This is a genomic window from Microbacterium suaedae, from assembly GCF_003254645.1.
Classification (GTDB): domain Bacteria; phylum Actinomycetota; class Actinomycetes; order Actinomycetales; family Microbacteriaceae; genus Microbacterium; species Microbacterium suaedae.
This window is the reverse complement of record NZ_PNFD01000005.1, coordinates 46,440-69,751: the sequence shown is the minus strand read 5'-3', so window position 1 is coordinate 69,751 and position 23,312 is coordinate 46,440. Positions and strand designations below refer to the sequence as shown.

Annotated in this window: 22 protein-coding genes; 17 read left to right on the top strand and 5 right to left on the bottom strand. The window is 68.1% G+C overall.

The features are described 5' to 3' along the window. Positions 1 to 30: 30 nt before the first annotated feature. Positions 31 to 210 carry a DUF5302 domain-containing protein gene (locus C0012_RS14285; protein ID WP_110590321.1) on the bottom strand — a complete coding sequence of 60 codons (180 nt, stop codon included), beginning with the start codon at positions 208 to 210 and terminating at the stop codon, positions 31 to 33. A 182-nt stretch (positions 211 to 392) separates the two neighbouring features. Beyond that, on the bottom strand, positions 393 to 1,238 hold the full coding sequence (locus C0012_RS14280) for a DUF559 domain-containing protein (RefSeq protein WP_110590387.1): 846 nt from the start codon (positions 1,236 to 1,238) through the stop codon (positions 393 to 395). Positions 1,239 to 1,753: 515 nt separating this feature from the next. Between C0012_RS14280 and C0012_RS14275 the strand changes: the two genes are divergently transcribed. Further along, the gene (locus C0012_RS14275) at positions 1,754 to 3,739 is read left to right on the top strand and encodes a GDSL-type esterase/lipase family protein (protein WP_110590322.1); all 1,986 of its coding nucleotides are present in this window, start codon (positions 1,754 to 1,756) and stop codon (positions 3,737 to 3,739) included. A gap of 242 nt (positions 3,740 to 3,981) precedes the next feature. Then, complete coding sequence (locus C0012_RS14270) at positions 3,982 to 6,240, top strand: polyribonucleotide nucleotidyltransferase (RefSeq protein WP_110590323.1); 2,259 nt, start codon at positions 3,982 to 3,984, stop codon at positions 6,238 to 6,240. Positions 6,241 to 6,309: 69 nt separating this feature from the next. On the opposite strand, the gene C0012_RS14265 is transcribed toward C0012_RS14270, so the two are convergent. Both C0012_RS14265 and C0012_RS14260 read right to left on the bottom strand, forming a co-directional pair. Continuing rightward, on the bottom strand, positions 6,310 to 7,317 hold the full coding sequence (locus C0012_RS14265) for a CNNM domain-containing protein (RefSeq protein WP_110590324.1): 1,008 nt from the start codon (positions 7,315 to 7,317) through the stop codon (positions 6,310 to 6,312). Beyond that, positions 7,314 to 8,693 carry a hemolysin family protein gene (locus C0012_RS14260; protein ID WP_110590325.1) on the bottom strand — a complete coding sequence of 460 codons (1,380 nt, stop codon included), beginning with the start codon at positions 8,691 to 8,693 and terminating at the stop codon, positions 7,314 to 7,316. The genes C0012_RS14265 and C0012_RS14260 overlap by 4 nt, the downstream gene beginning before the upstream one ends. A gap of 318 nt (positions 8,694 to 9,011) precedes the next feature. On the opposite strand from C0012_RS14260, the gene C0012_RS14255 reads away from it, so the two are divergent. From C0012_RS14255 to C0012_RS14240, 4 genes are all read left to right on the top strand, one after another. Beyond that, on the top strand, positions 9,012 to 9,962 hold the full coding sequence (locus C0012_RS14255) for an aldo/keto reductase (protein WP_162621949.1): 951 nt from the start codon (positions 9,012 to 9,014) through the stop codon (positions 9,960 to 9,962). A 71-nt stretch (positions 9,963 to 10,033) separates the two neighbouring features. Then, entirely contained in the window at positions 10,034 to 10,636 is a 603-nt protein-coding gene (locus C0012_RS14250; protein ID WP_110590327.1) for a histidine phosphatase family protein, read from the top strand. A 26-nt stretch (positions 10,637 to 10,662) separates the two neighbouring features. After that, the gene (gene dapB / locus C0012_RS14245; RefSeq protein ID WP_110590328.1) at positions 10,663 to 11,466 is read left to right on the top strand and encodes a 4-hydroxy-tetrahydrodipicolinate reductase; all 804 of its coding nucleotides are present in this window, start codon (positions 10,663 to 10,665) and stop codon (positions 11,464 to 11,466) included. 2 nt (positions 11,467 to 11,468) lie between these two features. After that, positions 11,469 to 11,912, top strand: a complete 444-nt coding sequence (locus C0012_RS14240) for a tetratricopeptide repeat protein (protein ID WP_110590329.1) — start codon at positions 11,469 to 11,471, stop codon at positions 11,910 to 11,912. A gap of 79 nt (positions 11,913 to 11,991) precedes the next feature. On the opposite strand, the gene C0012_RS14235 is transcribed toward C0012_RS14240, so the two are convergent. Continuing rightward, positions 11,992 to 12,414 (bottom strand): OsmC family peroxiredoxin, encoded by a 423-nt coding sequence (locus C0012_RS14235; protein ID WP_110590330.1) that lies wholly within the window; start codon positions 12,412 to 12,414, stop codon positions 11,992 to 11,994. Positions 12,415 to 12,527: 113 nt separating this feature from the next. Between C0012_RS14235 and C0012_RS14230 the strand changes: the two genes are divergently transcribed. The 11 genes from C0012_RS14230 (at position 12,528) to C0012_RS14180 (ending at position 23,300) form a co-directional block, all read left to right on the top strand. Then, on the top strand, positions 12,528 to 13,334 hold the full coding sequence (locus C0012_RS14230; protein WP_110590331.1) for a thymidylate synthase: 807 nt from the start codon (positions 12,528 to 12,530) through the stop codon (positions 13,332 to 13,334). A gap of 4 nt (positions 13,335 to 13,338) precedes the next feature. Then, the gene (locus C0012_RS14225) at positions 13,339 to 13,845 is read left to right on the top strand and encodes a dihydrofolate reductase (RefSeq protein WP_110590332.1); all 507 of its coding nucleotides are present in this window, start codon (positions 13,339 to 13,341) and stop codon (positions 13,843 to 13,845) included. Positions 13,846 to 13,879: 34 nt separating this feature from the next. Continuing rightward, positions 13,880 to 14,857, top strand: coding sequence for a 4-hydroxy-tetrahydrodipicolinate synthase (dapA, locus tag C0012_RS14220; protein WP_110590333.1), 978 nt, complete (start codon positions 13,880 to 13,882; stop codon positions 14,855 to 14,857). Positions 14,858 to 14,890: 33 nt separating this feature from the next. After that, positions 14,891 to 16,567: a ribonuclease J gene (locus tag C0012_RS14215; RefSeq protein ID WP_110590334.1), complete on the top strand. Its 1,677-nt coding sequence runs from the start codon at positions 14,891 to 14,893 to the stop codon at positions 16,565 to 16,567. A gap of 96 nt (positions 16,568 to 16,663) precedes the next feature. Then, positions 16,664 to 19,480 (top strand): FtsK/SpoIIIE family DNA translocase, encoded by a 2,817-nt coding sequence (locus C0012_RS14210; protein ID WP_110590388.1) that lies wholly within the window; start codon positions 16,664 to 16,666, stop codon positions 19,478 to 19,480. Positions 19,481 to 19,504: 24 nt separating this feature from the next. Beyond that, entirely contained in the window at positions 19,505 to 20,080 is a 576-nt protein-coding gene (gene pgsA / locus C0012_RS14205) for a CDP-diacylglycerol--glycerol-3-phosphate 3-phosphatidyltransferase (protein WP_110590335.1), read from the top strand. Further along, positions 20,077 to 20,586 carry a CinA family protein gene (locus tag C0012_RS14200; protein WP_110590336.1) on the top strand — a complete coding sequence of 170 codons (510 nt, stop codon included), beginning with the start codon at positions 20,077 to 20,079 and terminating at the stop codon, positions 20,584 to 20,586. Before pgsA ends, C0012_RS14200 begins: the two co-directional genes overlap by 4 nt. A 149-nt stretch (positions 20,587 to 20,735) precedes the next feature. After that, positions 20,736 to 21,047 carry a helix-turn-helix domain-containing protein gene (locus tag C0012_RS14195; protein ID WP_110590337.1) on the top strand — a complete coding sequence of 104 codons (312 nt, stop codon included), beginning with the start codon at positions 20,736 to 20,738 and terminating at the stop codon, positions 21,045 to 21,047. 10 nt (positions 21,048 to 21,057) lie between these two features. Next, the gene (locus C0012_RS14190) at positions 21,058 to 21,279 is read left to right on the top strand and encodes a DUF3046 domain-containing protein (RefSeq protein WP_110590338.1); all 222 of its coding nucleotides are present in this window, start codon (positions 21,058 to 21,060) and stop codon (positions 21,277 to 21,279) included. Positions 21,280 to 21,543: 264 nt separating this feature from the next. After that, the gene (recA, locus tag C0012_RS14185) at positions 21,544 to 22,605 is read left to right on the top strand and encodes a recombinase RecA (protein ID WP_110590339.1); all 1,062 of its coding nucleotides are present in this window, start codon (positions 21,544 to 21,546) and stop codon (positions 22,603 to 22,605) included. After that, complete coding sequence (locus tag C0012_RS14180; RefSeq protein ID WP_232527952.1) at positions 22,602 to 23,300, top strand: regulatory protein RecX; 699 nt, start codon at positions 22,602 to 22,604, stop codon at positions 23,298 to 23,300. Before recA ends, C0012_RS14180 begins: the two co-directional genes overlap by 4 nt. The last annotated feature ends 12 nt before the right edge of the window (positions 23,301 to 23,312 follow it).

Genomic DNA, 23,312 nt, shown 5'->3' with positions numbered 1-23,312 from the left:
CACCCGTGCGTCGGTGGTTCGGAGACCGGACTATCCGCTTTTGCGGCGGAACTGTCGCTGCGTGTGGGCGGCGTGGGTCTCGTGGATGGCCGAGTCACCGTCGAGGTGCGCCTCACCCTCGCGGTGCCGCGCGTTCTTCCTCTCGAGCGCTTCCCGGAACTTGCGCTTCGTCTCGTCGCTGGGCGAGACATCCTCGTCTGCTGCACTCATGGCGACAGCCTAGACCTCGGCGCGTCGGCGGAACAGGAGTCTCGGGATCCCACCTCCCGCGCCAGCGTCGGAGCAGTGCGCGACGGCCCGCGCGGGCGTCGGAGAAATCGTGCCCATTCAGGGGACACGCCGGAGAATCTCGGGTGCTCGGGCGATTCCTCCGACGCCGGCGCAGTGACTGTTCAGCCCATCCGACGCCCGCGCGCGCGAAGCGCGCCGATGATGGCCCGTTCCACCCTCGGCCAGTTGTGGATCACCAGGGCATAGTCGAAGCGCAGCGGCGTGTACCCACGGGCGTTCGCCTCGGCGTCGCGCACCAGATCCTTGTGTCGCTTGCTCGGGCCGTCGTGGTTCTCGACGCCATCGACCTCGAGGATGACGACGCCGTCGATCACGAAGTCGACGGTTCCGACCCCGATGATCGTCACCTGCGCTTCGACGGTGATTCCGATCCGGTGCAGGCGCAGCCGCACGATCGACTCGAGCCCACTGTCGGACTTCGAGTGGGCAAGGTCCACCAGCCAGCGCAGGCGTTCGGGGAGTCGCTCGCGGATCCATGCGCGTTCGGAGGAGCCGATCGCGCCGATCCGCAGAGCCGACTCAAGCGCGGCGAAGAAGCCCTCCTCGTTGCTGCAACGGGCGTAGTGGAGGAGCGCGGGCGCTGGGTCGAGAACGCCGAGCGATGATGTGCCCTCGCTCCAGTGGCCGACGCATCGGCAAGCCGTGTGCGGGTGGGCACGTCCGTGTGCGCCGAGCCAGACATGGGGCGGACCCTCGCCTTCGAGCACCCAGATGCCGTGCGCTCGAAGCGCACGGCCGCAGGTGAGCGCGCCACCATGTCGGGCGGCCTCGCAGACGGCGGGCGGAGTGCCCGGCGCTGCGTAGACGCCGCGCCGCAGCATCGCGATGTGACCGCCCCGCACCGCGGTGCGGAGATCGTTCTTGGTGGCTCCGAGTGCGAACAGCGTGGCGGAGCGCGCGCAGCCGCCGAGGGACTGCAGCCGGGCGACGAGGTCGGATGTGCGCATGAAGAAGACCATGGTCGACGGGAACCCGCGGCGAAGCCCCAATCCGTCCGAGAGAGAACAATCTCACGAAATCTGTGCCTGTGGACACGCTGACCCCGGTGCTGCGGGCGGAGCGCCGCCGGAAGCCGTGCGCGGACGTCGGAGGAGCCACCGGCCGTCGGCGCCGTTGTCGGAGGAGAGGGGGAGGTGGTTGCGCCGGTGTCGGAGTCTCGAACGGTGACCAACCGAGAAGCCGGTGCTCTGGGCGTCTTCACCGCGGCGACTCCGACGGTGGCGCGGGTCTCTGTCTCGGCTTCCGACGCTGGCGCGGGCGGTGGGCTGGGTGGTCCGACGCTGGCGCGGAAGACAGCAGGGCGCTCCGACGCCGGCGCGGAACGGATCTCCGGGGAACGGTCGCTGGCCCGGTGGTGAACGGGCGAGGACGTGATCTGAACACTCGGATGCGGCGCGTGAACATCTCGCGAAGCAGGCCCGTTTCGTGCGTTGAACGGGAGGTCTCGCGCGATCCTGGTGGCATGCGAGTCGCCATCGTCGCAGAGAGCTTCCTGCCTCACATGAACGGGGTCACGAACTCCGTTCTGCAAGTGGTGCGCCACCTCGAACAGCTCGGTCACGAGACCCTCGTCATTGCGCCGAAGGCGCCGGGGCAGCCGGAGCACGTGGTCGGCGTCGAGGTCACGTCGGAGACGGCGCTGCTGACCTCCTTCCCGCTTCCGAGCTATCCGGACGTGCGCGTCGCGGTCGCACCGGTCGCGCAGGTGCGTCGGATCCTCGCGGGCTTCCGCCCCGACGTCGTTCACCTCGCTTCGCCCGCTGTCCTCGGCTGGCAGGGACTTGTCGCCGCCGACGGCTTGGGGGTGCCGACTGTCGCCGTCTACCAGACCGATGTCATCGCCTATACGACGAGGTACGGCGTTCCGGGCGTCGCGGCGTTCGCCGAGTCGCACGTCGCCCGCCTGCACCGCCGGGCGACGATGTCCCTGGTTCCGTCGAGTGCGGCGGAGGAACAGCTGGCGGCACTCGACGTCGATCGTCTCTGGAGGTGGGGACGCGGAGTCGATGCCGATCGTTTCTCGCCCGAGCGTCGCGACGAAGGGTGGCGGAAGAGCGTCGCGCCGGGGGAGCGGCTCATCGGGTATGTCGGACGCCTCGCGCACGAGAAGCAGGTCGAAGATCTGCGTGTGCTGACCGACATCGAGGGCGCGCGTCTGGTGATCGTCGGTGACGGGCCCGAGCGGGCACGCCTCGAACGGGATCTGCCGGGGGCGGTGTTCACGGGGTTCCTCGGCGGAGCTGACCTCGGCCGCGCCGTCGCGAGCTTCGACGTGTTCGTGCATCCGGGCGAGTCCGAGACGTTCTGCCAGACCGTGCAGGAGGCGCTCGCGAGCGGCGTCCCCGTCGTGGCGACGGGATCCGGTGGCCCCGTCGACCTGGTGCGCAGCTCGATCGACGGCTGGCTCTACACTCCGGGGGATCTCGACGACCTGCGTGAACGGGTTGTCGACCTGCTGGGTGACGAGGCGAAGCGCCGTTCCTTCGGGGCCGCCGCGCGTGAGAGCGTGCGGTCGCGCACCTGGCGCTCACTCACGGAGCAGCTGCTCGGTCACTACGACGAGGCGGCGCGACTGCGGCGCTTCGATGACAGTCTCGTCGTCCGCTCCGCGACGCGGCCCGTCGCGCCCATCGCCCCGGCGAGGCCTCCGCAGTGGCGACGCTTCGTCGCCCTCGGCGACTCGCTCACTGAGGGGCTCTGCGACACGTCGCGGCAGCGGTCGGGGGAGTACCGCGGCTGGGCTGACCGCCTCGCGACGATGCTTGCCGAGAGCGCCGGAACCGACTTCCTCTACGCAAACCTGGCCGTGCGCAGCCGTCGCATGCGCGATCTCGAGGGCGATCAGGTTCCCGCCGCGCTTGAGCTGAAGCCGGACCTCGTGTCGGTGTTCATGGGATCGAACGATCTCGTCGGACATGTGGCGGATCCCGCCCGCACGGCGCGGGACCTCGAGGCGAGCGTCGCCCGGTTGCGTGCGTCGGGCGCCGACGTCCTGCTCGTGACACCCTTCCTGCCGCGTCGCCGCGCGGTGCGGATGTTCGCAGGCCGCTTCGCTCGCTTCGCGCACGAGATGCGCCGGATCGCGCGTGAGACCGGGGCCTATCTTGTCGACGTCGAGGCGCTGCCTGAGCTGTGCGATGTGTCGATGTTCGCGGATGACAAAGTGCACCTCGCCTCGCGCGGGCACCGGCTGCTCTCGTATCGCGCGGCCGAGGTGCTGGGGATCCCCGATGCCGAGGCGCTGGGCGACCTCGACGACGCGTTCCACACGGAGGAGCCGCCTCCTGCGCCCTGGCTCACGCATCATGCTCTGCCGTGGATCTGGCGGCGTCTCCACGGACGCACCGCGGGGGACGGGATGCTCGCCAAGCACAGCGACTACGTCATCGTCCCGGGGCGTCGTCGCGACGGCGAGCGACAGGGGTCTGACGGCGCTCCGGCCCTGTGATCCCGCGCTGGAGTGGTTGCCCCTGCAGCCGGGATCGCGGCATGCGCTGATAGGGTGGGGGAGGATTCCCCGGAGTCCGTCAACTCAACATATCCGCGGAGCAGGCTCGCAGGAGCTGGTCCCTAGAAGTGATCTCCCGGGCGCTGCCCCGGTGGCTCTCTCCTGGTGGCCAGCATGAAACTCCTCGCTCCCTGCTCCTTCTCACGCCCGCGGTTGCGGGCATGACGTTAAGGAGAGACCTCTTGGAAGGTCCAGAAATCACTGCCGCCGAGACCGTTCTCGACAACGGTCGCTTCGGCTCCCGCACCATCCGCTTTGAGACGGGTCGCCTTGCGCAGCAGGCGCAGGGCTCCGTCGCCGCCTACCTCGACGAAGAGACGATGCTGCTCTCGGCGACGAGCGCCGGGAAGCACCCGCGCGAGGGCTTCGACTTCTTCCCGCTGACGGTTGACGTCGAGGAGCGTTCGTACGCCGCGGGCAAGATCCCCGGCTCGTTCTTCCGCCGCGAGGGCCGCCCTTCGACCGACGCGATCCTCGTCTGCCGTCTCATCGACCGCCCGCTGCGCCCGTCGTTCGTCGGCGGCCTCCGCAACGAGGTTCAGATCGTCGTCACGGTGCTCTCGATTGCACCGGGCGAGTTCTACGACGCGCTCGCGATCAACGCGGCCAGCGCGTCGACGCAGATCTCGGGCCTGCCCTTCTCGGGACCGATCGCCGGCGTGCGCCTCGCGCTCATCCCGGGTCTCGGCCAGCACGAGGACCAGTGGGTCGCGTTCCCGACGGCCGAGCAGCTCGATGAGGCCGTCTTCGACCTGATGGTCGCGGGCCGCGTGCTCGAGAACGGCGAGGTCGCGATCATGATGGTCGAGGCCGAGGCCACCGAGCAGAGCTGGGACCTCATCCGCGGCGGCGCGACGAAGCCGAACGAGGAGGTCGTCGCAGGCGGCCTCGAGGCGGCGAAGCCCTTCATCAAGCAGCTCGTCGAGGCGCAGGCTGAGATGGCCGCGAAGTCGACGAAGGAGCCGCTCGAGTTCCCGACGTTCCCGCCGTACGCGCCTGAGACGTTCGATGTCGTGCGTGGCGAGGCGTTCGACGAGCTGAGCGCGGTCTACCAGATCGCCGACAAGACCGAGCGACAGAACGCCGATGACGCCCTCAAGGCGCGGGCCAAGGAAGCTGTCGCGGCAAAGGTCGAGGCAGGCGAGCTCCCCGAGTCCGCGCTCGGCGAGTTCTCCGCCGCGTGGAAGTCGCTCACGAAGGAGATCGTGAGGGGGCGGATCCTCACCGAGGGCGCTCGCATCGACGGTCGCGGCGTTGCCGACATCCGTCCGCTCGACGCGGAGGTGCAGGTCATTCCGCGCGTGCACGGATCCGCGATCTTCCAGCGAGGCGAGACGCAGATCATGGGCGTCACCACGCTGAACATGCTCAAGATGGAGCAGCAGATCGACTCGCTGTCGCCCACGACGAGCAAGCGCTACATGCACCACTACAACTTCCCGCCGTACTCGACGGGCGAGACGGGCCGCGTTGGCAGCCCGAAGCGTCGCGAGATCGGCCACGGCTTCCTCGCGGAGCGTGCGCTCGTTCCCGTGCTGCCCACGCGCGAGGAGTTCCCCTACGCGATCCGCCAGGTCTCCGAGGCGCTCGGTTCGAACGGATCCACCTCGATGGGTTCGGTCTGCGCGTCGACGCTCTCGCTTCTCAACGCGGGTGTGCCGCTGCGCGCCCCCGTCGCGGGCATCGCGATGGGCCTCGTGACCGAGGAGGTCGACGGCGAGACCCGCTACGCGGCCCTCACGGACATTCTCGGCGCCGAGGATGCGCTCGGCGACATGGACTTCAAGGTCGCCGGCACGAGCGAGTTCGTCACCGCGCTTCAGCTCGACACGAAGCTCGACGGCATCCCCAGCGAGGTGCTCGCCGGTGCGCTCACCCAGGCGAAGGACGCGCGTCTGCGCATCCTTGAGGTGCTCAATTCGGCGATCGACGCTCCCGACGAGATGGCGCCGACGGCGCCGCGCGTCATCAGCGTCCAGATCCCGGTCGACAAGATCGGCGAGCTGATCGGCCCGAAGGGCAAGACGATCAACGGCATCCAGGACGAGACCGGCGCGACGATCTCGATCGAGGACAACGGCACCGTCTACATCGGCGCGACCGACGGTCCGACGGCCGAGGCCGCCCGTGCCCAGGTCAACGCGATCGCGAACCCGACCAACCCCGAGGTCGGCGAGCAGTACCTCGGCACGGCCGTGAACATTGCGAAGTTCGGCGTCTTCGTCTCGCTGCTGCCCGGCAAGGACGGCCTGCTGCATGTCACCGAGTTGCGCAAGCTCAACGGTGGCAAGCGCGTCGAGAGCATCGAGGACGTCGTCTCGGTGGGGCAGAAGATGCTCGTGAAGATCTCGAAGGTCGACGATCGCGGCAAGCTCTCGCTTGAGCTCGTCCAGGAGGACGCGGCCGGCGAGCAGGCCGAGGAGCAGGCTGTCGAGGCCTGATCCCTCCTCCCGCACGTCACGAAGGCCCGGACGCTCACAGAGCGGCCGGGCCTTCGGCGTTTCCTGCTGTCAGTGGGCGCGCGGGAACACGTGGGCGAGGATGTCGTCGATCGTGACGACTCCGGCGAGACGATCGTCCTGCAGGAGCACGGCCAGCTGCTCGCCGTTCGCCTGCATGCGCTGAAGCGCCTGCCCGGCCGGGATCGCGCCATCGATCGCGAGCGCGGGGCGCGCACGAGTCTCCGCGAGAGCGGATCGCGGATCGAGAAGCGTGTCACGCACGTGCACGACCTGCGTGCGACGCCGATCTGGGTGGACGATGAGGATCCTCAGATGACCTGAGCGTGCGGCGGCGTCCTGAACGTCTCCGATCGAGGCGCCCGCCGGAACAGAAGTCGGCTCGCGATCCCCGGGGACGAGATCGCGCGAAGGAGCGTTCTGCAGATCCAGAACCTCATCGATCTGCGCGCGGAAGGAAGCCTCCAGGGTGCCGGCCTCGGCCGACTGCTCGACCAGCTGACGGATGGTGTCGATGTCCTGGCCGCCGACGGCCGCGCGGTCCACGGGCTCGACTCCGCTCGCCGACACGAGCCGATTCGCCATGCGGTTGATCCAGAGCAGCAGTGGTCGCAGCGCCCATCCGAGGGCTCGCGCAGGGAGGGAGACGAGCTTCGCCGCGTACTCGGGGTGTGCGATAGCCCATGATTTCGGCGCCATCTCGCCGACGACGAGGTGGAGGAACGTCACCACGAGCAGGGCGAGTGCGAACGCCAGGCCGTCGGCGAACCAGAGGGGCAGTCCCGTCGCTTCAAGCGGAGGGACGAGCCACGCGTCGACCGCCGGCTTGGTGACGGCCCCGAGTGCGAACGTGCACACGGTGATGCCGATCTGGGCCACCGCAAGCATCACGGTGAGCTCATTCATCCCGCGCAGCGCGGCTCGCGCGGCGACGCTCGTCGCCGCCTCACTTTCGAGGCGAGCGCGTCGCGCGCCGAGCAGCGCGAACTCGATGACGACGAAGAATGCGCTCGCGCCGATCAGCAGGACAGTGACGAGGATGACGATTCCGATACTCATGCGGACGCTCCCGGATCGCCCGGTGCCGTCTCGACGAGACGCACTCGGATCACGCTCGGAACATGGTTGTCGACCTCGACGACTTCGGCGTCCAGGATGCGTCGCGTCGCTTCATTCGCGAGGAGCTCGTCGGCCTCGGCGGGCAGCTCGATCGGGATGTGCTCGTTCGGCCCCGGGAGCGCGCCGTGCGTCGCGATGACGAGGCCGGCGAGCGTCTCGAAGTCGCCGTCCGGCAGGGCGTGTCCGACTGTGCGGTGCACTTCGTCGAGATGTACGTCTCCGTCCATGAGCCACGTATCGCCGCCGAGCGGTACGCTCTCTGCCGGTCGCCCGGCGTCGTGTTCATCCGTCAGCTCTCCGACCAGCTCTTCGGCAAGGTCCTCGGTCGTGAGAATCCCTGCAAAGCCGCCGTACTCGTCGATCACGCAGGCGAGCTGGCTGTGCGCCGCCGTCAGTTGTGAAAGCGCCTCAGGCAGCGGCATGAGCTCCGGAATGACGAGCGGACGATGCATGATCGCGGCGACCTGCTCGTCGTCGTGCTTCGCGTCGAGGCCGATCAGCACGCCCATGTCGACGACGCCGACGGGCATGTCGCCGGCGTCCACGACCGGGTAGCGCGTATGTCCCTCGGCCATCATGCGTCGGACCTCCGCCACCGTCGACTCGGCCCGGACGGCGCTGACACGCGATCGCGGCACCATCGCGTGCGCCACATCGTGATTCGGGAAGTCCAGGATCCGGTCGATGAGAAGCGAGAGGTCCTCGGGCAGGTGCCCGCTCGCGCGGGACTCGGCGACGGCGCGGCGAAGCTCTTCGGGCGAGGCGCTGGGCTCGAGATCGTGGACGGGCTCGATTCGGAGAAGGCGCAGCAGGCCGTTGGCTGCCGCATCGAAGACCGCGACCAGCCAGCCGAAGACGGTCAGGTAGATGAGCGTGGACCGCGACAGGGCCTTCGCCAACGGAAGCGGGGCCGCGATGGCGAGGTTCTTCGGGTAGAGCTCTCCGAAGATCATCTGCACCACGGTCGCGATCGCGAGCGCGATGACGGTGCCGACGGAGATGCTCACTGCCGCGGGAACGCCAGCCGCTCCGAACAGCGTGCCGAGCGCCTCGCCGATGAGCGGCTCCGCGACGTAGCCGATGAGGAGGCCAGTCACGGTGATGCCGAGCTGGGCTCCGGAGAGCATGAAGGACGTGCGCCGCGTGACCTTCAGCGCGCGCCGCGCCCCTGCGTCACCGGACTCCGCGAGCGCTCGCAGACGCGAACGGTCCACGGACATGTACGCGAACTCCTGTGCGACGAAGTACCCATTGGCCGCGATGATCGCGAGGACGGAGACGATACCGACGAGGAGAAGGAGGATCGCGCTGGTCACGCGGTGGTCCTTGACGCTGAAGCGCGGACAGCGGGCGCGCGTCCGGCATACGTGTCAGCAGTGCATTGCGGGCTCGCGGGCGAGTCCATCGGGATTGTCACGCTCCAGCTCGTGGGAAGGACGGGAACTCAGCATATCCGACAGCGAGTGGCCGGATCCGAGCACGCGGCGGCGCGAATCGTCACGGAATCGTGAGCGTGTTGGGGTTCATTCGGCACTCATGCGCTGTTCAATGGGCACCGGGGGGAAATGATGGAAAACGCAGGAACGGCGTCACCATCGGATGACGCCGCATCGAGACGAAGGACGTGCACGACGATGCGATCGCATCCGTCGGCACCGTTGCCCGAGGTCGGGCCGCCGGTCGCTCGCGGCGCGCGGGTACCGCTCGGGCGGACAGAGATCGGCGTGCTGCCTTTCGGCCTCGGCACAGGCGGCTTCGACCGCCTTGCCGAGCCGCGGGCCGGAACCGTGCTGCTCGACCGCTACGCGCAGACCGGAGGGAACCTCGTGCACGTGAGCGACCGCGATACGGCGGCCGCTGAGCTTGTCGGGGATTGGATCCGCTCGCGCGGAGTGCGCGATGACATCGTCATCTCCGCGCGCATCGGCGCTCCGCGCATGACGCGTGAGGGCGCGGTGCGGCTCGCCGATGGGGTGGAGCGCATGCTGAGTCGCCTCGACGTCGACCACCTCGACGTCCTCGTCCTCGACGCCTCGGGGCAGGAATCCGGGGGAGGACATCTGGAAGCAGCATTGGCCGACGCTGAACGCCTCGTTGCGGGCGGGGTCGTGCGGGCGGTCGGTGCGCACGGGATCGACGCGGCGCAGATGCTGGAGGCGCGCGTCTTCGCCTCGACCGGGTATCCGAGACTCGACGTGCTCGAGGTCCCGTTCGGGCTCGGCGATCGGGGTGTGTACGAGGGCGAGATGCAGCGGCTTGCGCTTCCCCAGGAGATCGCGGTGATGCCGATCCACGCGGTGCCTCGTGGCCTGCTGGCGCCTCCCCAGTCTCCGGGGCGACAGGGCCGCGCAGCGCGCCTCTTCCACTGGCGTGGGAAGCTCGCTCGAGCGCTCGACTCCGTCTCGCATGAGGCGGGGCTCACGCCGGCTGCGACGGCGTTCGCGTGGGCGCGTGCCCAGCCGGGCGTCGTCGCACCGATCGTGAATGTGTTCGCCGCGCACCAGATCGACGACCTGGCGCCGGCGGCCACTGCCGACCTCACCCGCGCGCAGACGGCGAGGCTCGATCGAGCCGCATCACGGTAGGGTGGAGTCGCGAGCGGTGCGGCTGCGCACGGTCTCGCGACTCCGAGAAGACTTCGACGAAGCGAACGGCTGTGACGCACTACATCTACTTTGTCCGCCACGGCGAGCATCAGCACGCAGAGCACGGGCTGGAGGACGGTCCACTCTCTCCGCGCGGGGTGCGTCAGGCGGCCCTCCTCGCCGACCGGCTCTCCGGTGTGCCGTTCGAGACGGTGTGGCATTCGCCCCTTGTCCGGGCGACGGAGACGGCCCGGATCCTCGCCGACCGCATGCCCGCAATCGATCCGCAGCCGCACGCGCTTCTGTTCGATTGTGTGCCGACGGGGATGACCGAGGAGACACCAGCGGTCTTCGAACCCTTCTTCGGCGGCATCAGCGACGCCGAGATCGAGGCGGGGCAGGCGCAGATGTCCGATGCTGTGGGCGAGTTCCTCGTGCGCAAGACAGGTGATGTGCACGAGATGCTCATCACCCACAACTTCGTCATCTCGTGGTTCGTGCGCGAGATCCTCGGGGCCGAGGAGTGGCGTTGGATGACGCTCAATCAGGCGAATTGCGGGCTCACGGTCCTGGCGCAGAAACAGGGGCGGCCCTGGAGCCTCGTGAGCCACAACGACGTCGCGCACCTGCCGTTCGAGCTGCGCACGGGGTTGCCCGAGGTGCCGCCGGTCTGACCGCCGGCGGTCCGTAGGATAGAGCCATGACACTCGTGGCACTCGCCGGCGGCACCGGCAAGCTCGGCAGCATCATCCGTGCGGTCATCGAAGAGCAGCCTGGTTTCGAGCTGTGCGCGGTCCTCACCTCGTCGAGCGATCTCGACGAGATCGCCGGAGCCGACCTCGTGGTCGACGCGACACATCCGCAGGCGAGCGACGCCATCGTCCGCGCCGCGATCGAGCGTGGAATCAACGTGCTCGTCGGCACGAGCGGGTGGTCGGCCGAGCGCATCGCCCGCGTGCGTCCGCTCGTCGAAGCGGCAGGCACGGGGGCCGTGTTCGTCCCGAACTTCTCGCTCGGCTCGGTGCTCGGATCCGCGATCGCCGCGGCAGCAGGTCGGTTCTTCCCGTTCGCTGAGATCGTCGAGGCCCATCGCGACACCAAGGTCGATTCCCCGAGCGGCACCGCGGTGCGCACGGCGGAGCTCATCTCCGCTGCACGCCAGACTCCTGTTGAGGCGCCGCACGTCGACCAGCGGGCACGTGGGCAGCAGGTCGCCGCGATTCCGGTTCACTCGCTGCGACGTCCCGGCGTCGTTGCGCAGCAGCAGACGATCCTCTCCGGTCCGGGGGAGACGCTTTCGATCGTGCACGATACGACCGATCCCGCGGCTGCCTATGCGCCCGGCATCCGGATCGCGCTCGACGGTGCGGTCGACACCGCGGGCGTGGTCGTCGGTCTGGAGAACTTCATCGACATCGGCATCGGGACCCCGCGGTCGTCGCCGACGAAGCCTGTCGACGACGGCGGCGTCTCGGGCCAGGTCGCCCGCACGACGAGCGGCTGAGCGTGGGCGTCCGCATTGGCGTCGCCCTCATGGCGGCGGTGTTCGCCCTGTACATCTGGCTGCTCGGCGGGCGAGCCGTCGCGCTCGTCGCGACGGGGGATGCCGTCGCGGTCGTGATGGGCACGGCCATGATCGTGTTCCCGGTCGTGGGCGCGTGGGCCCTTGGTCGCGAGCTGTGGTTCGGGTGGCGGGCCGATCGCCTTGCTCGTCGACTCGAGGCGGAGGGCGGACTGCCTGACGACGACGTCGCTCTCACGCCGTCCGGGCGTGTGGTCCGATCGGATGCCGATGCGGCCTTTCCGGCCTACCGCTCTGCCGTCGAGACCGAACCGGACAGCTGGCGGGCGTGGTTCCGCCTGAGCGTCGCATACGACGCGGCGGGCGACCGTCGCCGCGCCCGAGCGGCGGCGCGCACCGCGATCCGTCTGGAACGTCGCACGGCGTAAGACGCCGACGCGCCTCCGCCGAATCGGCAGCTGTCTGTGCCGGATTCGACGGAGACGCGTCGACCTGAGGAGGCTCGGCTCAGTCGAGCGTGGCCTCGATCGTGATGTCGATGCCGGCGAGCGCCTGCGAGATCGGGCATCCGGACTTCGCCGACTCGGCGATCTCCTCGAACTTCTCTTCCGAGATGCCGGGCACCGTCGCCGCGACGTTGAGGTGGCTGCCGGTGACGCCCGTTCCGGGAACGAACGTGACGGAAGCCGTCGTGCGGATCTTCTCGGCCGTCGCGCCGGCCTGAGCCAGTGCGTTCGAGAGCGCCATGTTGAAGCAGGACGAGTGGGCCGATGCGATGAGCTCTTCGGGAGTCGTCGTCGACTCCGACCCCTCGCTGCGGGCCTTCCAGTTGACGGCGAACGTGCCGATGCCCGAGGCGGGCGTCACAGATCCGGATCCCTCGAAGAGGGTTCCCGACCAGGTGGCAGTGGCTTCGCTGGTGACGGACATATCGTGACTCCTCCAGGTTGATGAGAGCGGGTCGCGGCCAGCCTAGCGACCGGGGCGCGCGCGGGGAACGGATTCCCACGCGACGCGCCGGGAAGAGGAATACGCTGGGAGGCATGGAGCCCGCGATCCCCACCCCGTACGAAGATCTCCTGCGCGACGTGCTCGCGAACGGGACCCGCAAATCCGACCGCACGGGCACGGGGACGACGAGCGCATTCGGGCGTCAGATCCGTTTCGACCTCGCACACGGCTTCCCCCTCATCACCACCAAGAAGGTGCATTTCAAGTCGGTGGCGCTTGAGCTGCTGTGGTTCCTGCGTGGCGATTCGAACGTGCGCTGGCTGCAGGAGCGCGGTGTGACGATCTGGGATGAATGGGCGGATGAGAACGGCGATCTCGGTCCGGTGTACGGCGTGCAGTGGCGATCGTGGCCGACCCCTGACGGCGGGCACATCGACCAGATCGCAGGGGTGCTCGAGCAGATCCGCTCGACGCCGGACTCTCGTCGGATGATCGTCTCGGCCTGGAATCCCTCCGAGGTCTCGGACATGGCTCTTCCGCCGTGTCACGCGATGTTCCAGTTCTACGTCGCCGACGGTCGGCTCAGCTGTCAGCTCTATCAGCGCAGCGCCGATCTCTTCCTCGGTGTGCCGTTCAATATCGCAAGCTACGCCATGCTGACGATGATGATGGCGCAGCAGGCGGGCCTCGAGCCCGGCGAGTTCGTCTGGACGGGCGGCGACTGCCACATCTACGACAACCACCGTGAGCAGGTCGCAGAGCAGCTCTCCCGGGATCCATACCCGTACCCGAGCCTCGAGATCCGGCCCGCACCGAGCATCTTCGAATACGAGTACGACGACTTCTCGCTCGTCGGCTACGAGCATCATCCCGCGATTCGCGGCGCCGTGGCGGTCTGATCCGATGACGCTGCGGGCGATCTGGGCCCAGGCGCGCGGGGGAGTGCTGGGCGCCGACGGCGGGATGCCGTGGAATGTCCCTGAGGATCTCGCGTACTTCCAGCGCGCCACGATGGGCGGCCCCGTCATCATGGGGAGCCGCACGTGGGAGTCGTTTCCGGCGAGGTTCCGCCCGCTGCCGGGACGCGAGAACATCGTCGTCACGCGCGATGCTGGCTACGTGGCAGAGGGCGCGACGACGGTCGGATCCCTTGACGAGGCGGTCGCGCGAGGCCGCGAGATCGCGGACGACGTCTGGATCATCGGCGGCGGGCAGATCTACCGCCAGGCGATGGCCGTGCTCGAGGAACTGTGGGTCACCGAGATCGACCTCGCCGTCGACGGTGACACGTCCGCTCCGGAGATCGGCCCCTCATGGCGGGTGGTCCGTCGCGATCCCGAGGATCCGGACGGCTGGCACACGAGCCGAACGGGCGTGCCGTACCGGTTCGTCATATGGGAACGCGCGTGACGTTCGCCCAGGCTCACGCGCTAGCCTGGTGTGCATGACGCACTCCGCCAACCCGTTCGGACAGGTTCTCGTCGCCCTCGTCACGCCGATGACGGCCGACGGTGAAGTCGACTGGGACGCGACGGAGAAGCACATCGATGACGTCATCTCCGGGGGCGCCGACGGCATCGTCGTCACCGGTACGACGGGCGAGACGTCGACGCTCACGGATCCCGAGAAGCTGCGGCTGGTCGAGGTCGGCAAGAGCGTGTCCGCGGGGCGTGCGAAGATCATCACGGGCGGCGGGTCGAACGAGACCGCGCACGCGATCGAGCTCTATCAGAAGAGCGAGAAGCTGGGCGCCGACGGGCTCATGATCGTCACGCCGTACTACAACAAGCCCACGCAGGCCGGTATTCTCACGCACTTCCGGCTCATCGCCGATTCGACTGATCTGCCGGTGATCCTCTACGACATCCCCGGACGCACGGGGGTGCCGATCGCGTACGAGACCTTCCTGCGGCTGGCGAAGCACCCGAACATCCTCGCGGTGAAGGACGCCAAGGGCGATTTCAGCGAGGTCAGCCGCGTGCTGAACCAGACCGATCTTCTCTACTTCTCGGGCGACGACGCGAACGCGCTGCCCGCCATGTCCATCGGCGCCTCGGGCCTCATCGGCGTCACGGCGAACATCGCCGCCGGCCCATATCGAACCATCGTCGACGCGGTCAACCGCGGCGACCTCGCAACCGCCACCGAGCAGCACAAGAAGCTCGAGCCGCTCGTCCGTGCCGTGATGACGCACGTTCCGGGCACGGTCTCCGCGAAGTACATCCTCCACGGCCTCGGCCGCATCTCGAGTCCGCGCGTGCGCCTGCCGCTCGTCGGACCCGAGGAATGGGAGGCCGCCATCATCGAGGACGAACTCGCCCTCGTGGACGGCGTGGACGGCGTGGACTTCTCGAACTTCCGCCCCGACCGCAACGCGGCCGCGGGCGGCGCGCTCCCCAAGGTGCCTGGCACCACTCGGTGACGCTCACCCTGCGCGAACGCGCGGAAAGGCACAATGTCCACCCCTGTCTTCGATCCGCCTGAACTCGACTCCGGCGCCCTGCGCGTCACGCCTCTCGGCGGCCTCGGTGAGGTCGGCCGCAACATGGCCATGTACGAGTTCGACGGCAAGATCCTCATCGTCGACTGCGGCGTGCTCTTCCCGGAGGAGCATCAGCCCGGCGTCGATCTCATCCTGCCCGACATGGAGCCGCTGCGCGGCCGCCTCGGCGATGTCGTCGGGCTCGTGCTCACCCACGGGCACGAGGACCACATCGGCGCCGTTCCCTACCTCCTCAAGATGCGGGAGGACATCCCGATCTACGGCTCGAAGCTGACGCTCGCGCTGACGTCGGCGAAGCTCAAGGAGCACCGGATCACGCCCCAGACGCATGTCGTGCGTGAGGGCGAGACGCTCGACGTCGGTCCTTTCGGCCTCGAGTTCGTCGCCGTGAATCATTCGATTCCGGACGCACTCGCGATCGCGATCCGCACTGAGGCGGGGCTCGTCCTCCACACCGGCGACTTCAAGATGGATCAGCTTCCCCTCGACGGGCGGCTGACCGATCTGCGCGCTTTCGCGCGCCTGGGCGAAGAGGGCGTCGACCTCTTCCTGCCGGATTCGACGAATGCCGAGGTGCCGGGCTTCACCCCCACGGAGCGTCAGATCGGCCCGACGATCGAGCAGGTCATGTCGAAGACCACGGGCCGCGTGATCGTCGCGAGCTTCTCGAGCCACGTTCACCGCGTGCAGCAGGTGATCGATGCTGCTCATGCCAACGGTCGCCGCGTTGCCCTTCTCGGCCGTTCGATGGTGCGCAACATGACGATCGCGCAGCAGCTCGGATACCTCGATGTTCCTGAGGGCGCCCTCGTCGACTACAAGAAGTCGGGCGACATCCCGGACGGCGAGATCGTCTACATGTCGACCGGATCGCAGGGCGAGCCGATGGCTGTGCTCAGCCGGATGGCGAACCTCGACCACGCGATCGAGCCGGGGGAGGGCGACACCGTCATCCTCGCCTCGAGCCTCATTCCCGGTAACGAGAACGCTGTCTACCGCGTGATCGACGGGCTGACGAAGCTCGGCGCGAACGTCGTGCACAAGGCCAACGCCAAGGTGCACGTCTCGGGTCACGCCGCGGCCGGCGAGCTGCTGTACTGCTACAACATCCTGAAGCCGAAGAACGTCGTGCCCGTGCACGGCGAATACCGCCACCTCATGGCGAATGCGAAGGTCGCGCAGGACTCGGGGATCCCCGAATCGCGCACGATCATCGCCGAGAACGGCACCTCGATCGACCTGAAGGACGGCGAGGCGTGGGTGTCGGGGCAGCTCGACATCGGTTTCGTCTACGTCGATGGATCGACGGTGGGCGCCATCACGGATGCCGACCTCAAGGATCGTCGCGTGCTCGGCGAGGAGGGGTTCGTCTCGGTCATCGTCGTGGTCGACGCGAACACGGGCAAGATCGTGACGGGCCCTGAGATCCACGCGCGCGGATTCGCCGAGGACGACAAGGTGTTCGACAAGATCAAGCCGAAGATCGTCGCCGCGCTCGAAGAGGCGGCAGCGAAGGGCGTGCGCGACAACCATGCGCTGTCGCAGACCGTTCGCCGCACGATCGGTCGGTGGGTCGGGCAGCGGCTGCGCCGCCGTCCGATGATCGTCCCCCTCGTCATCGAGGCGTGACGCGCACGCGCACGGCCCGGGCGTCTCCGCTGAGAAACGCCCGGGCCGTGCGCGTCCTCCCTCGGAATGTCAGGGGTCCGACGTACCGTGGACTTCATGGCACGCTCGTCCACCGCGCCCAAGAAGTCAGCGCAGAAGGAAAGCGGCGCCTCCGCGAAGGGGGCGTCGAAGAAGTCCGCGCCCGCGCCCCGCGCGCACATCGACGATCCTGATCGACCGGCCGTTCCCGTGCGCGCCTGGAACGGCGTCGGCCACGCGGTCGGCGGTCTCTTCCGTGCGTTCGGAGCCGAGACGCTCGCGCGCGAAGATCGTCGCGACGGGTTCCCTCTGCTGCTGGTGCTGCTCGCCGTCGCAGGGGCCGTCGTCGAGTGGTTCTTCATCGGCAACGGCGTCGCGGCGCAGATCAGCGCATTCACGTTCGGCCTGCTCATCGGGCGTACGGCCTTCGTGTTCCCGGTGCTCCTGCTCTTCCTCGCGGGGTGGCTCTTCCGTCACCCGGCCTCGGTCACCAACAACGGACGTGTCGGCATCGGCTTCGCCCTGTTCATCGTTCCGGTCGCCGGGATCTGCCATCTCGCGCTCGGCCGACCTGAGCCGGCGCAGGGTATGCCGGCTCTCAGCGAAGCCGGTGGCCTGTTCGGGTGGATGATCGGCGAGCCGCTGGGCCTGCTCATCACGCCGATCGGCGGATATGTCGTGCTCGCCGTGATCCTCGCGCTGAGCCTGCTCATCATCACGAAGACCCCGCCGAACCGCATCGGACAGCGGCTCGGAGAGCTGTACGCATGGATGTTCGGCGACGAGGCTCCGGGCGAGGGGCCCGCGAGGGCCGATGCACCGACCGAGGTGATCGACGACAAGCCGGCGCGAGGGCGTCGGGGTCGACGGAAGAAGGACGCCGACTCCGAGCTGTTCGACGGTGCTGACGAACTCCCCTGGTGGCGTCGAAACGCGTCGGGTCGTGAAGAGGACGTCGAGGCGGTCACGGATCCGCAGCAGCTCACGGAGCTGCTCGGCGAGCAGAAGGACCGCGGCTACGACCAGGCCGTCGTCGACGTCGAGCCCGATACGGCGCCGGCCCCCACCGAGCAGGCGACCGAGGTGCTGAACGATCCGGCGCTGCAGAGCCTGCGCGATGCATCGAGTGATGGCGATTCGAGCGTCGGTCTCCTGGGCGATGACGACGCCGAGTCGCCCGATGACGTTCTCGGCGGCATCGACGGGTTCGGAACCGACGGGCCGGGCGCGCGCGGTCCTCAGCCGCCTGAGGCACCCTATGTGCTGCCTTCGCCGGCCGCCCTCGCGGCGGGTCCGCCTGCTGTGGTCAGCTCTGCCGCGAACGACCACATCGTCTCGCAGATCGAGAAGGTCTTCTCCGAGTTCAAGGTCGACGCGAAGGTCTCGGGATTCTCCCGCGGGCCGACCGTCACCCAGTACGAGGTCGAGCTCGGCCCGGGCGTGAAGGTCGAGAAGATCACGCAGCTGTCGAGCACGATCTCGTATGCCGTCGCGTCGAACGACGTGCGGATCCTTGCGCCGATTCCGGGCAAGAGCGCGATCGGTATCGAGATTCCCAATACCGACCGCGAGACGGTCGCGCTTGGCGATGTGCTGCGCTCGCCCGCAGCGCAGAAGTCGACGCATCCCCTGACGATCGGCGTCGGCAAGGACGTGTCAGGCGGATTCGTCGTCGCCAATCTGGCGAAGATGCCCCACCTGCTCGTGGCGGGCTCGACCGGCTCGGGTAAGTCGAGCTTCGTCAATTCGATGATCACGAGCCTGCTCATGCACGCGAAGCCGAGCGATGTGCGCATGGTGCTCGTCGACCCGAAGCGCGTCGAGCTCACGAGCTACGCCGGAGTCCCGCACCTCATCACGCCCATCATCACGAACCCCAAGAAGGCAGCCGAGGCGCTGCAGTGGGTCGTGAAGGAGATGGACATGCGTTACGACGACCTGGCGTCGTTCGGGTTCCGTCACATCGATGACTTCAACAGGGCTGTCGTGAATGACGAGATCCAGTTGCCGGTCGGATCTGAGCGCGTGCTCAAGCCCTATCCCTACCTGCTCGTCGTCGTCGACGAGCTCGCCGACCTCATGATGGTCGCGCCTCGCGACGTCGAAGACTCGATCGTGCGCATCACGCAGCTCGCGCGCGCATCGGGCATCCACCTCGTGCTCGCGACGCAGCGCCCGTCGGTCGACGTCGTGACCGGACTCATCAAGGCGAACGTGCCCTCGCGCCTCGCCTTCGCCGTGACGAGCGTGACCGATTCGCGCGTCATCCTCGACGGCCCCGGCGCCGACAAGCTCATCGGACAGGGCGATGCGCTGTTCTCGCCGATGGGATCTTCGAAGCCGTTCCGTCTGCAGGGCGCGTGGGTCACGGAAGACGAGATCGACTCCGTCGTGCGTCACGTGACGGGCCAGGCGCGTCCGGAGTACCGATCCGATGTCGCGGAGGCGATCGAGGCGCCGAAGAAGGAGATCGACGAGGACATCGGCGACGACCTCGAGGTGCTGCTCGCAGCGACCGAGCTCATCGTGTCAAGTCAGTTCGGCTCAACCTCGATGCTGCAGCGGAAGCTGCGTGTGGGCTTCGCGAAGGCGGGCCGTTTGATGGACCTGCTGGAATCGCGGGAGATCGTCGGCCCGTCGGAGGGATCGAAGGCTCGCGATGTGCTCGTCGCGCCCGAGCAGCTGGCCTCTGTGCTCGCGAAGCTGAAGGGCGAAGAGCCGCCGGCTTCGGCCTCGGCCGGCGACGCGGCCTCGGCCGGCGACGCGGGGGTGCCCGATTCCGGGGGCGATGATCGATACGACTCGGATCCCATCGAGCAGCAGTTCGCCGGACGTCCTGTCGTCGACGAATCTGAGAGCGAAGACGCCTGGGGCCTCACCGGGCGCGACGACTGAACGCTCGCCTGCCACACTGGGCTCATGGCCATCCATCCTCAGCTTCCCAACGCGATCACCGTCGTGCGGATCCCGCTCGCGGTCGTGTTCTTCGTGTTGCTGCTCATCGGCGGTTCGTTCGGCGATCCGCACCTCGGCGTGCGGCTGACGGCCGCGCTCCTGTTCATCCTCGCGATCTCGACCGACTGGGTCGACGGGTACCTCGCGCGCCGTTTCGAGATCGTGAGCGACTTCGGCAAGCTGTGGGATCCGATCGCCGACAAGCTGCTCACGGGAGCCGCGTTCGTTGGCCTCGCGATCCTCGACGAGATCCCGTGGTGGATGGTCATCGTGATCCTCGTCCGCGAATGGGGCATCACGGTGCACCGTCTCGTCGTGCGGCGCGAGCATGTCGTGGCCGCCGCGTGGATGGGGAAGATCAAGACCGCCTTCCAGGGCGTCGCGCTCGCCTGGGCGCTGTTGCCGATCCACGTCGTGATCGGCTTCGTGCCGTGGGCGATCGTGACGATGGTGCTCATGTGGATCGTCGTCGCGCTGACGATCGCGAGCGGGATCGACTACGTCATCGCCCAGGTGCGGGGTGCGCGGAGCAGCCGGTGACTGCATCGCGCGCGGACGAGCTGCTCTCGGAGCTGGAGCGACGCGGATGGTCGGTGGGTGCGGCCGAGTCGTTGACCGGAGGGCTCGTCGCGGCCTCGATCGTCGACGTACCGGGCGCATCCGCGCACATGCGCGGAGGGATCGTCGCGTATGACACGCGCGTGAAGCACACACTGCTCGGAGTCGACACGGAGGTCCTCGCTGAGCGGGGGCCCGTCGATCCCGATGTCGCGCTGCAGATGGCGCGAGGCGTACGCCGCGCGCTCGCGGTGGACGGTTCGGCCGCCGATGTCGGGCTCGCGACCACGGGCGTTGCGGGGCCCGATCCGCAGGGAGGCGCGGCCGTCGGGACGGTCTGCGTGGCGGTCTCGACACCGGACGCGGATCGCGTCGAGACGGCGGTCTTCGAGGGGGATCGTGGCGCGATCCGAGGTGCTGCCGTGGGTGCCGTGCTCGACCTGGCGCTGGCGGTGCTTCGGGGATCGCGCGAGGCGAGCGGGGAATAGCGAAGCTGGGAGAGGTGTTTCACCGATGTCATCATTCCCTGATTCCCACCGCGGGACCGCCTTCGGGCAGTAGCCTGGTGTGAACAGGATGTGCGGATGCCGAATCCGCACCGAGCTTTGAGGAACGCGAGAGACGAGGGAGGGCCGCCATGATCCTGGTACGTCAAGAGATCGGCGACGTGCTTCGCGATTTCCGACTGCAGCGAGGACAGACGCTGCGCCAGGTCGCCAGCAAGGCGAGTGTGGCGCTCGGCTATCTCAGCGAGGTCGAGCGGGGCCAGAAAGAGGTATCGAGCGAAATCCTCGCCTCCGTCACCGAGGCGCTCGAGGTGCCGATCTCCGCGGTGATGCGCCGTGTGGGCGATCGTCTCGCGGTTCTCGAGGGCATCGACGATGCTTTCCCGGACGTCGTTCCCGACGACCTGGTCGCCGAGGTCGAGCCCGAGCTGTCCCTGCAGTGAGCGACGCCGCATGAGGCGCAGCGAGCTGTTGCGCGCGATCGACGATCATTTCGGTGTGCGCGCAAACTGGATCATGCACGACCTCGTGCTTCCTGCGATCGACCGCACGACATCCGATGCGCTCGACGCGGGTGTCTCGCCGCGAGACATCTGGCGTGCGCTCTGCGATGAAACCGAGCTCCCGGCCTCAGCGCGCTATGGCGCGGGCCTGCGCGAGCCGCAGCGCGACTGAGGCCGTCGGAGCGCGTTCGAATCTCGACGGCGACACGGCGCGTCGCGTTCGAAGATCCGTTCTATCGCGCGTAGTGTCGTGCACAACGTGGATCTCGCACGAGTTCTCCACATTGCGGGGGCATCCGGCTTCGTTTGTCAGTGGTTCTCCGTAACGTGGCGAGCGGCGGCAGACGCCACGCGCCCTGTCGAAGAATCCGCCCACCGGAGGCGGGTCACGACAGCCTATGGGCGGCGGTACACGAGCAGACGAAGGAGCTCAATCATGGCAGCAGCGGCAGACCGCGAGAAGGTCCTCGAGACGGCACTCGCGCAGATCGATCGGCAGTTCGGCAAGGGCACGGTCATGCGCCTCGGGGGCGAAGAGCGGGCGCCGGTCGAGGTCATCCCCACGGGCTCCATCGCCCTTGACGTCGCTCTCGGAGTCGGCGGCCTTCCCCGGGGGCGCGTCGTCGAGATCTACGGTCCCGAATCCTCGGGTAAGACGACGCTCACCCTCCACGCGATTGCGAATGCGCAGGCCGCAGGCGGGATCGCGGCGTTCGTCGATGCAGAGCACGCACTCGACCCCGAGTACGCGAGGAAGCTCGGTGTCGACATCGATTCGCTGCTCGTCTCCCAGCCCGACACGGGAGAGCAGGCACTCGAGATCGCCGACATGCTCATCCGGTCCGGGGCCATCGACCTCGTCGTCATCGACTCGGTCGCGGCGCTCGTTCCCCGCGCCGAGATCGAGGGCGAGATGGGCGATTCGCATGTGGGTCTGCAGGCGCGCCTCATGTCGCAGGCTCTTCGCAAGATCACCGGCGGTCTCAACCAGACCAAGACGACGGCGATCTTCATCAACCAGCTGCGCGAGAAGGTCGGCGTGTTCTTCGGTTCTCCCGAGACGACTGCGGGCGGCAAGGCGCTGAAGTTCTACGCCTCGGTGCGGCTGGACATCCGTCGCATCGAGACGATGAAGGATGGCGCGGAGGCCGTCGGCAACCGCACACGCGTCAAGGTTGTCAAGAACAAGATGGCTCCGCCGTTCAAGCAGGCCGAGTTCGACATTCTCTACGGAACCGGCATCTCGCGCGAGGGGTCGTTGATCGACTTCGGCGTCGAGCACGGCATCGTCAAGAAGTCGGGGTCGTGGTACACCTACGACGGCGATCAGCTCGGACAGGGCAAGGAGAACGCGCGTCGGTTCCTCATCGAGCACACCGATGTCGCGCTCGAGATCGAGAACAAGATCAAGGTCAAGCTCGGGCTCCTCGCCGACCCGGCGGCCGCCGAACAGGAAGAGGCGCCCGTCGACGACATCGCGGCGCGCCGCACGGCGTGAGCTCCGACATGGCCGGGCAGGATCACGGGGGCGAGAGGCTCGCCCCCGTGGTGCCGCTCTTCGGTGGAGCGGCACCCGAGACCCCTGTTGCGCGCGATGCGTCCATGGGCGCCGTCGATGACGCGGAACGTTGGCACACGACGTGGCGGAGCGCGGACAGCGCTCCCGTGGAGTCCGTCGATTCGCCGGGGGAAGACGGGGGAGAACGCGACGATGCGGCCGAGCGCGCCGAGGCCCGGTTGACGCGAGCTCTCGCCTCACGATCTCTGTCGGAGCGTGAGGCACGCGACCGGTTGCGCCGCGAAGATGTGGAACCGCACGACGTCGACGACATCGTCGACCGGCTCACGCGCATCGGAGCCCTCGACGACGACCGACTCGCCGAACAGCTCGTGCATGCCGCGCTCACACGCAAGAATCAAGGGCGCCGAGCGATCGCGCAGAGCCTGTCGAAGCGCGGCGTTTCACGAGAGTCGATCGACGTGGCCCTCGCCGAACTCCCCGACGACGATCACGAACGGGCGCTTGAGTTCGCGCGCGGCAAGGCGCCATCGCTCGTGCGGCACGACCATGACACGGCTCTGCGTCGCCTCGTGGGGCAGCTCTCGCGTCGGGGCTTCGGCGGATCCCTTGCCATGACCGTCGCGAACCAGGCGCTTGACGAAGCGAGGGGAGGCGGTGTGCGCTTCCGATAGAGGCTCCTCACA

Bases quoted from the DNA above. Each gene is read 5' to 3' on its own strand.
- C0012_RS14285 (WP_110590321.1), bottom strand. From the start codon at position 210: ATGAGTGCAGCAGACGAGGATGTCTCGCCCAGCGACGAGACGAAGCGC.
- C0012_RS14280 (WP_110590387.1), bottom strand. From the start codon at position 1,238: ATGCGCACATCCGACCTCGTCGCCCGGCTGCAGTCCCTCGGCGGCTGC.
- C0012_RS14275 (WP_110590322.1), top strand. From the start codon at position 1,754: ATGCGAGTCGCCATCGTCGCAGAGAGCTTCCTGCCTCACATGAACGGG.
- C0012_RS14265 (WP_110590324.1), bottom strand. From the start codon at position 7,317: ATGAGTATCGGAATCGTCATCCTCGTCACTGTCCTGCTGATCGGCGCG.
- C0012_RS14255 (WP_162621949.1), top strand. From the start codon at position 9,012: ATGCGATCGCATCCGTCGGCACCGTTGCCCGAGGTCGGGCCGCCGGTC.
- dapB (WP_110590328.1), top strand. From the start codon at position 10,663: ATGACACTCGTGGCACTCGCCGGCGGCACCGGCAAGCTCGGCAGCATC.
- C0012_RS14235 (WP_110590330.1), bottom strand. From the start codon at position 12,414: ATGTCCGTCACCAGCGAAGCCACTGCCACCTGGTCGGGAACCCTCTTC.
- C0012_RS14230 (WP_110590331.1), top strand. From the start codon at position 12,528: ATGGAGCCCGCGATCCCCACCCCGTACGAAGATCTCCTGCGCGACGTG.
- C0012_RS14225 (WP_110590332.1), top strand. From the start codon at position 13,339: ATGACGCTGCGGGCGATCTGGGCCCAGGCGCGCGGGGGAGTGCTGGGC.
- dapA (WP_110590333.1), top strand. From the start codon at position 13,880: ATGACGCACTCCGCCAACCCGTTCGGACAGGTTCTCGTCGCCCTCGTC.
- C0012_RS14215 (WP_110590334.1), top strand. From the start codon at position 14,891: ATGTCCACCCCTGTCTTCGATCCGCCTGAACTCGACTCCGGCGCCCTG.
- C0012_RS14210 (WP_110590388.1), top strand. From the start codon at position 16,664: ATGGCACGCTCGTCCACCGCGCCCAAGAAGTCAGCGCAGAAGGAAAGC.
- pgsA (WP_110590335.1), top strand. From the start codon at position 19,505: ATGGCCATCCATCCTCAGCTTCCCAACGCGATCACCGTCGTGCGGATC.
- C0012_RS14195 (WP_110590337.1), top strand. From the start codon at position 20,736: ATGATCCTGGTACGTCAAGAGATCGGCGACGTGCTTCGCGATTTCCGA.
- C0012_RS14190 (WP_110590338.1), top strand. From the start codon at position 21,058: ATGAGGCGCAGCGAGCTGTTGCGCGCGATCGACGATCATTTCGGTGTG.
- recA (WP_110590339.1), top strand. From the start codon at position 21,544: ATGGCAGCAGCGGCAGACCGCGAGAAGGTCCTCGAGACGGCACTCGCG.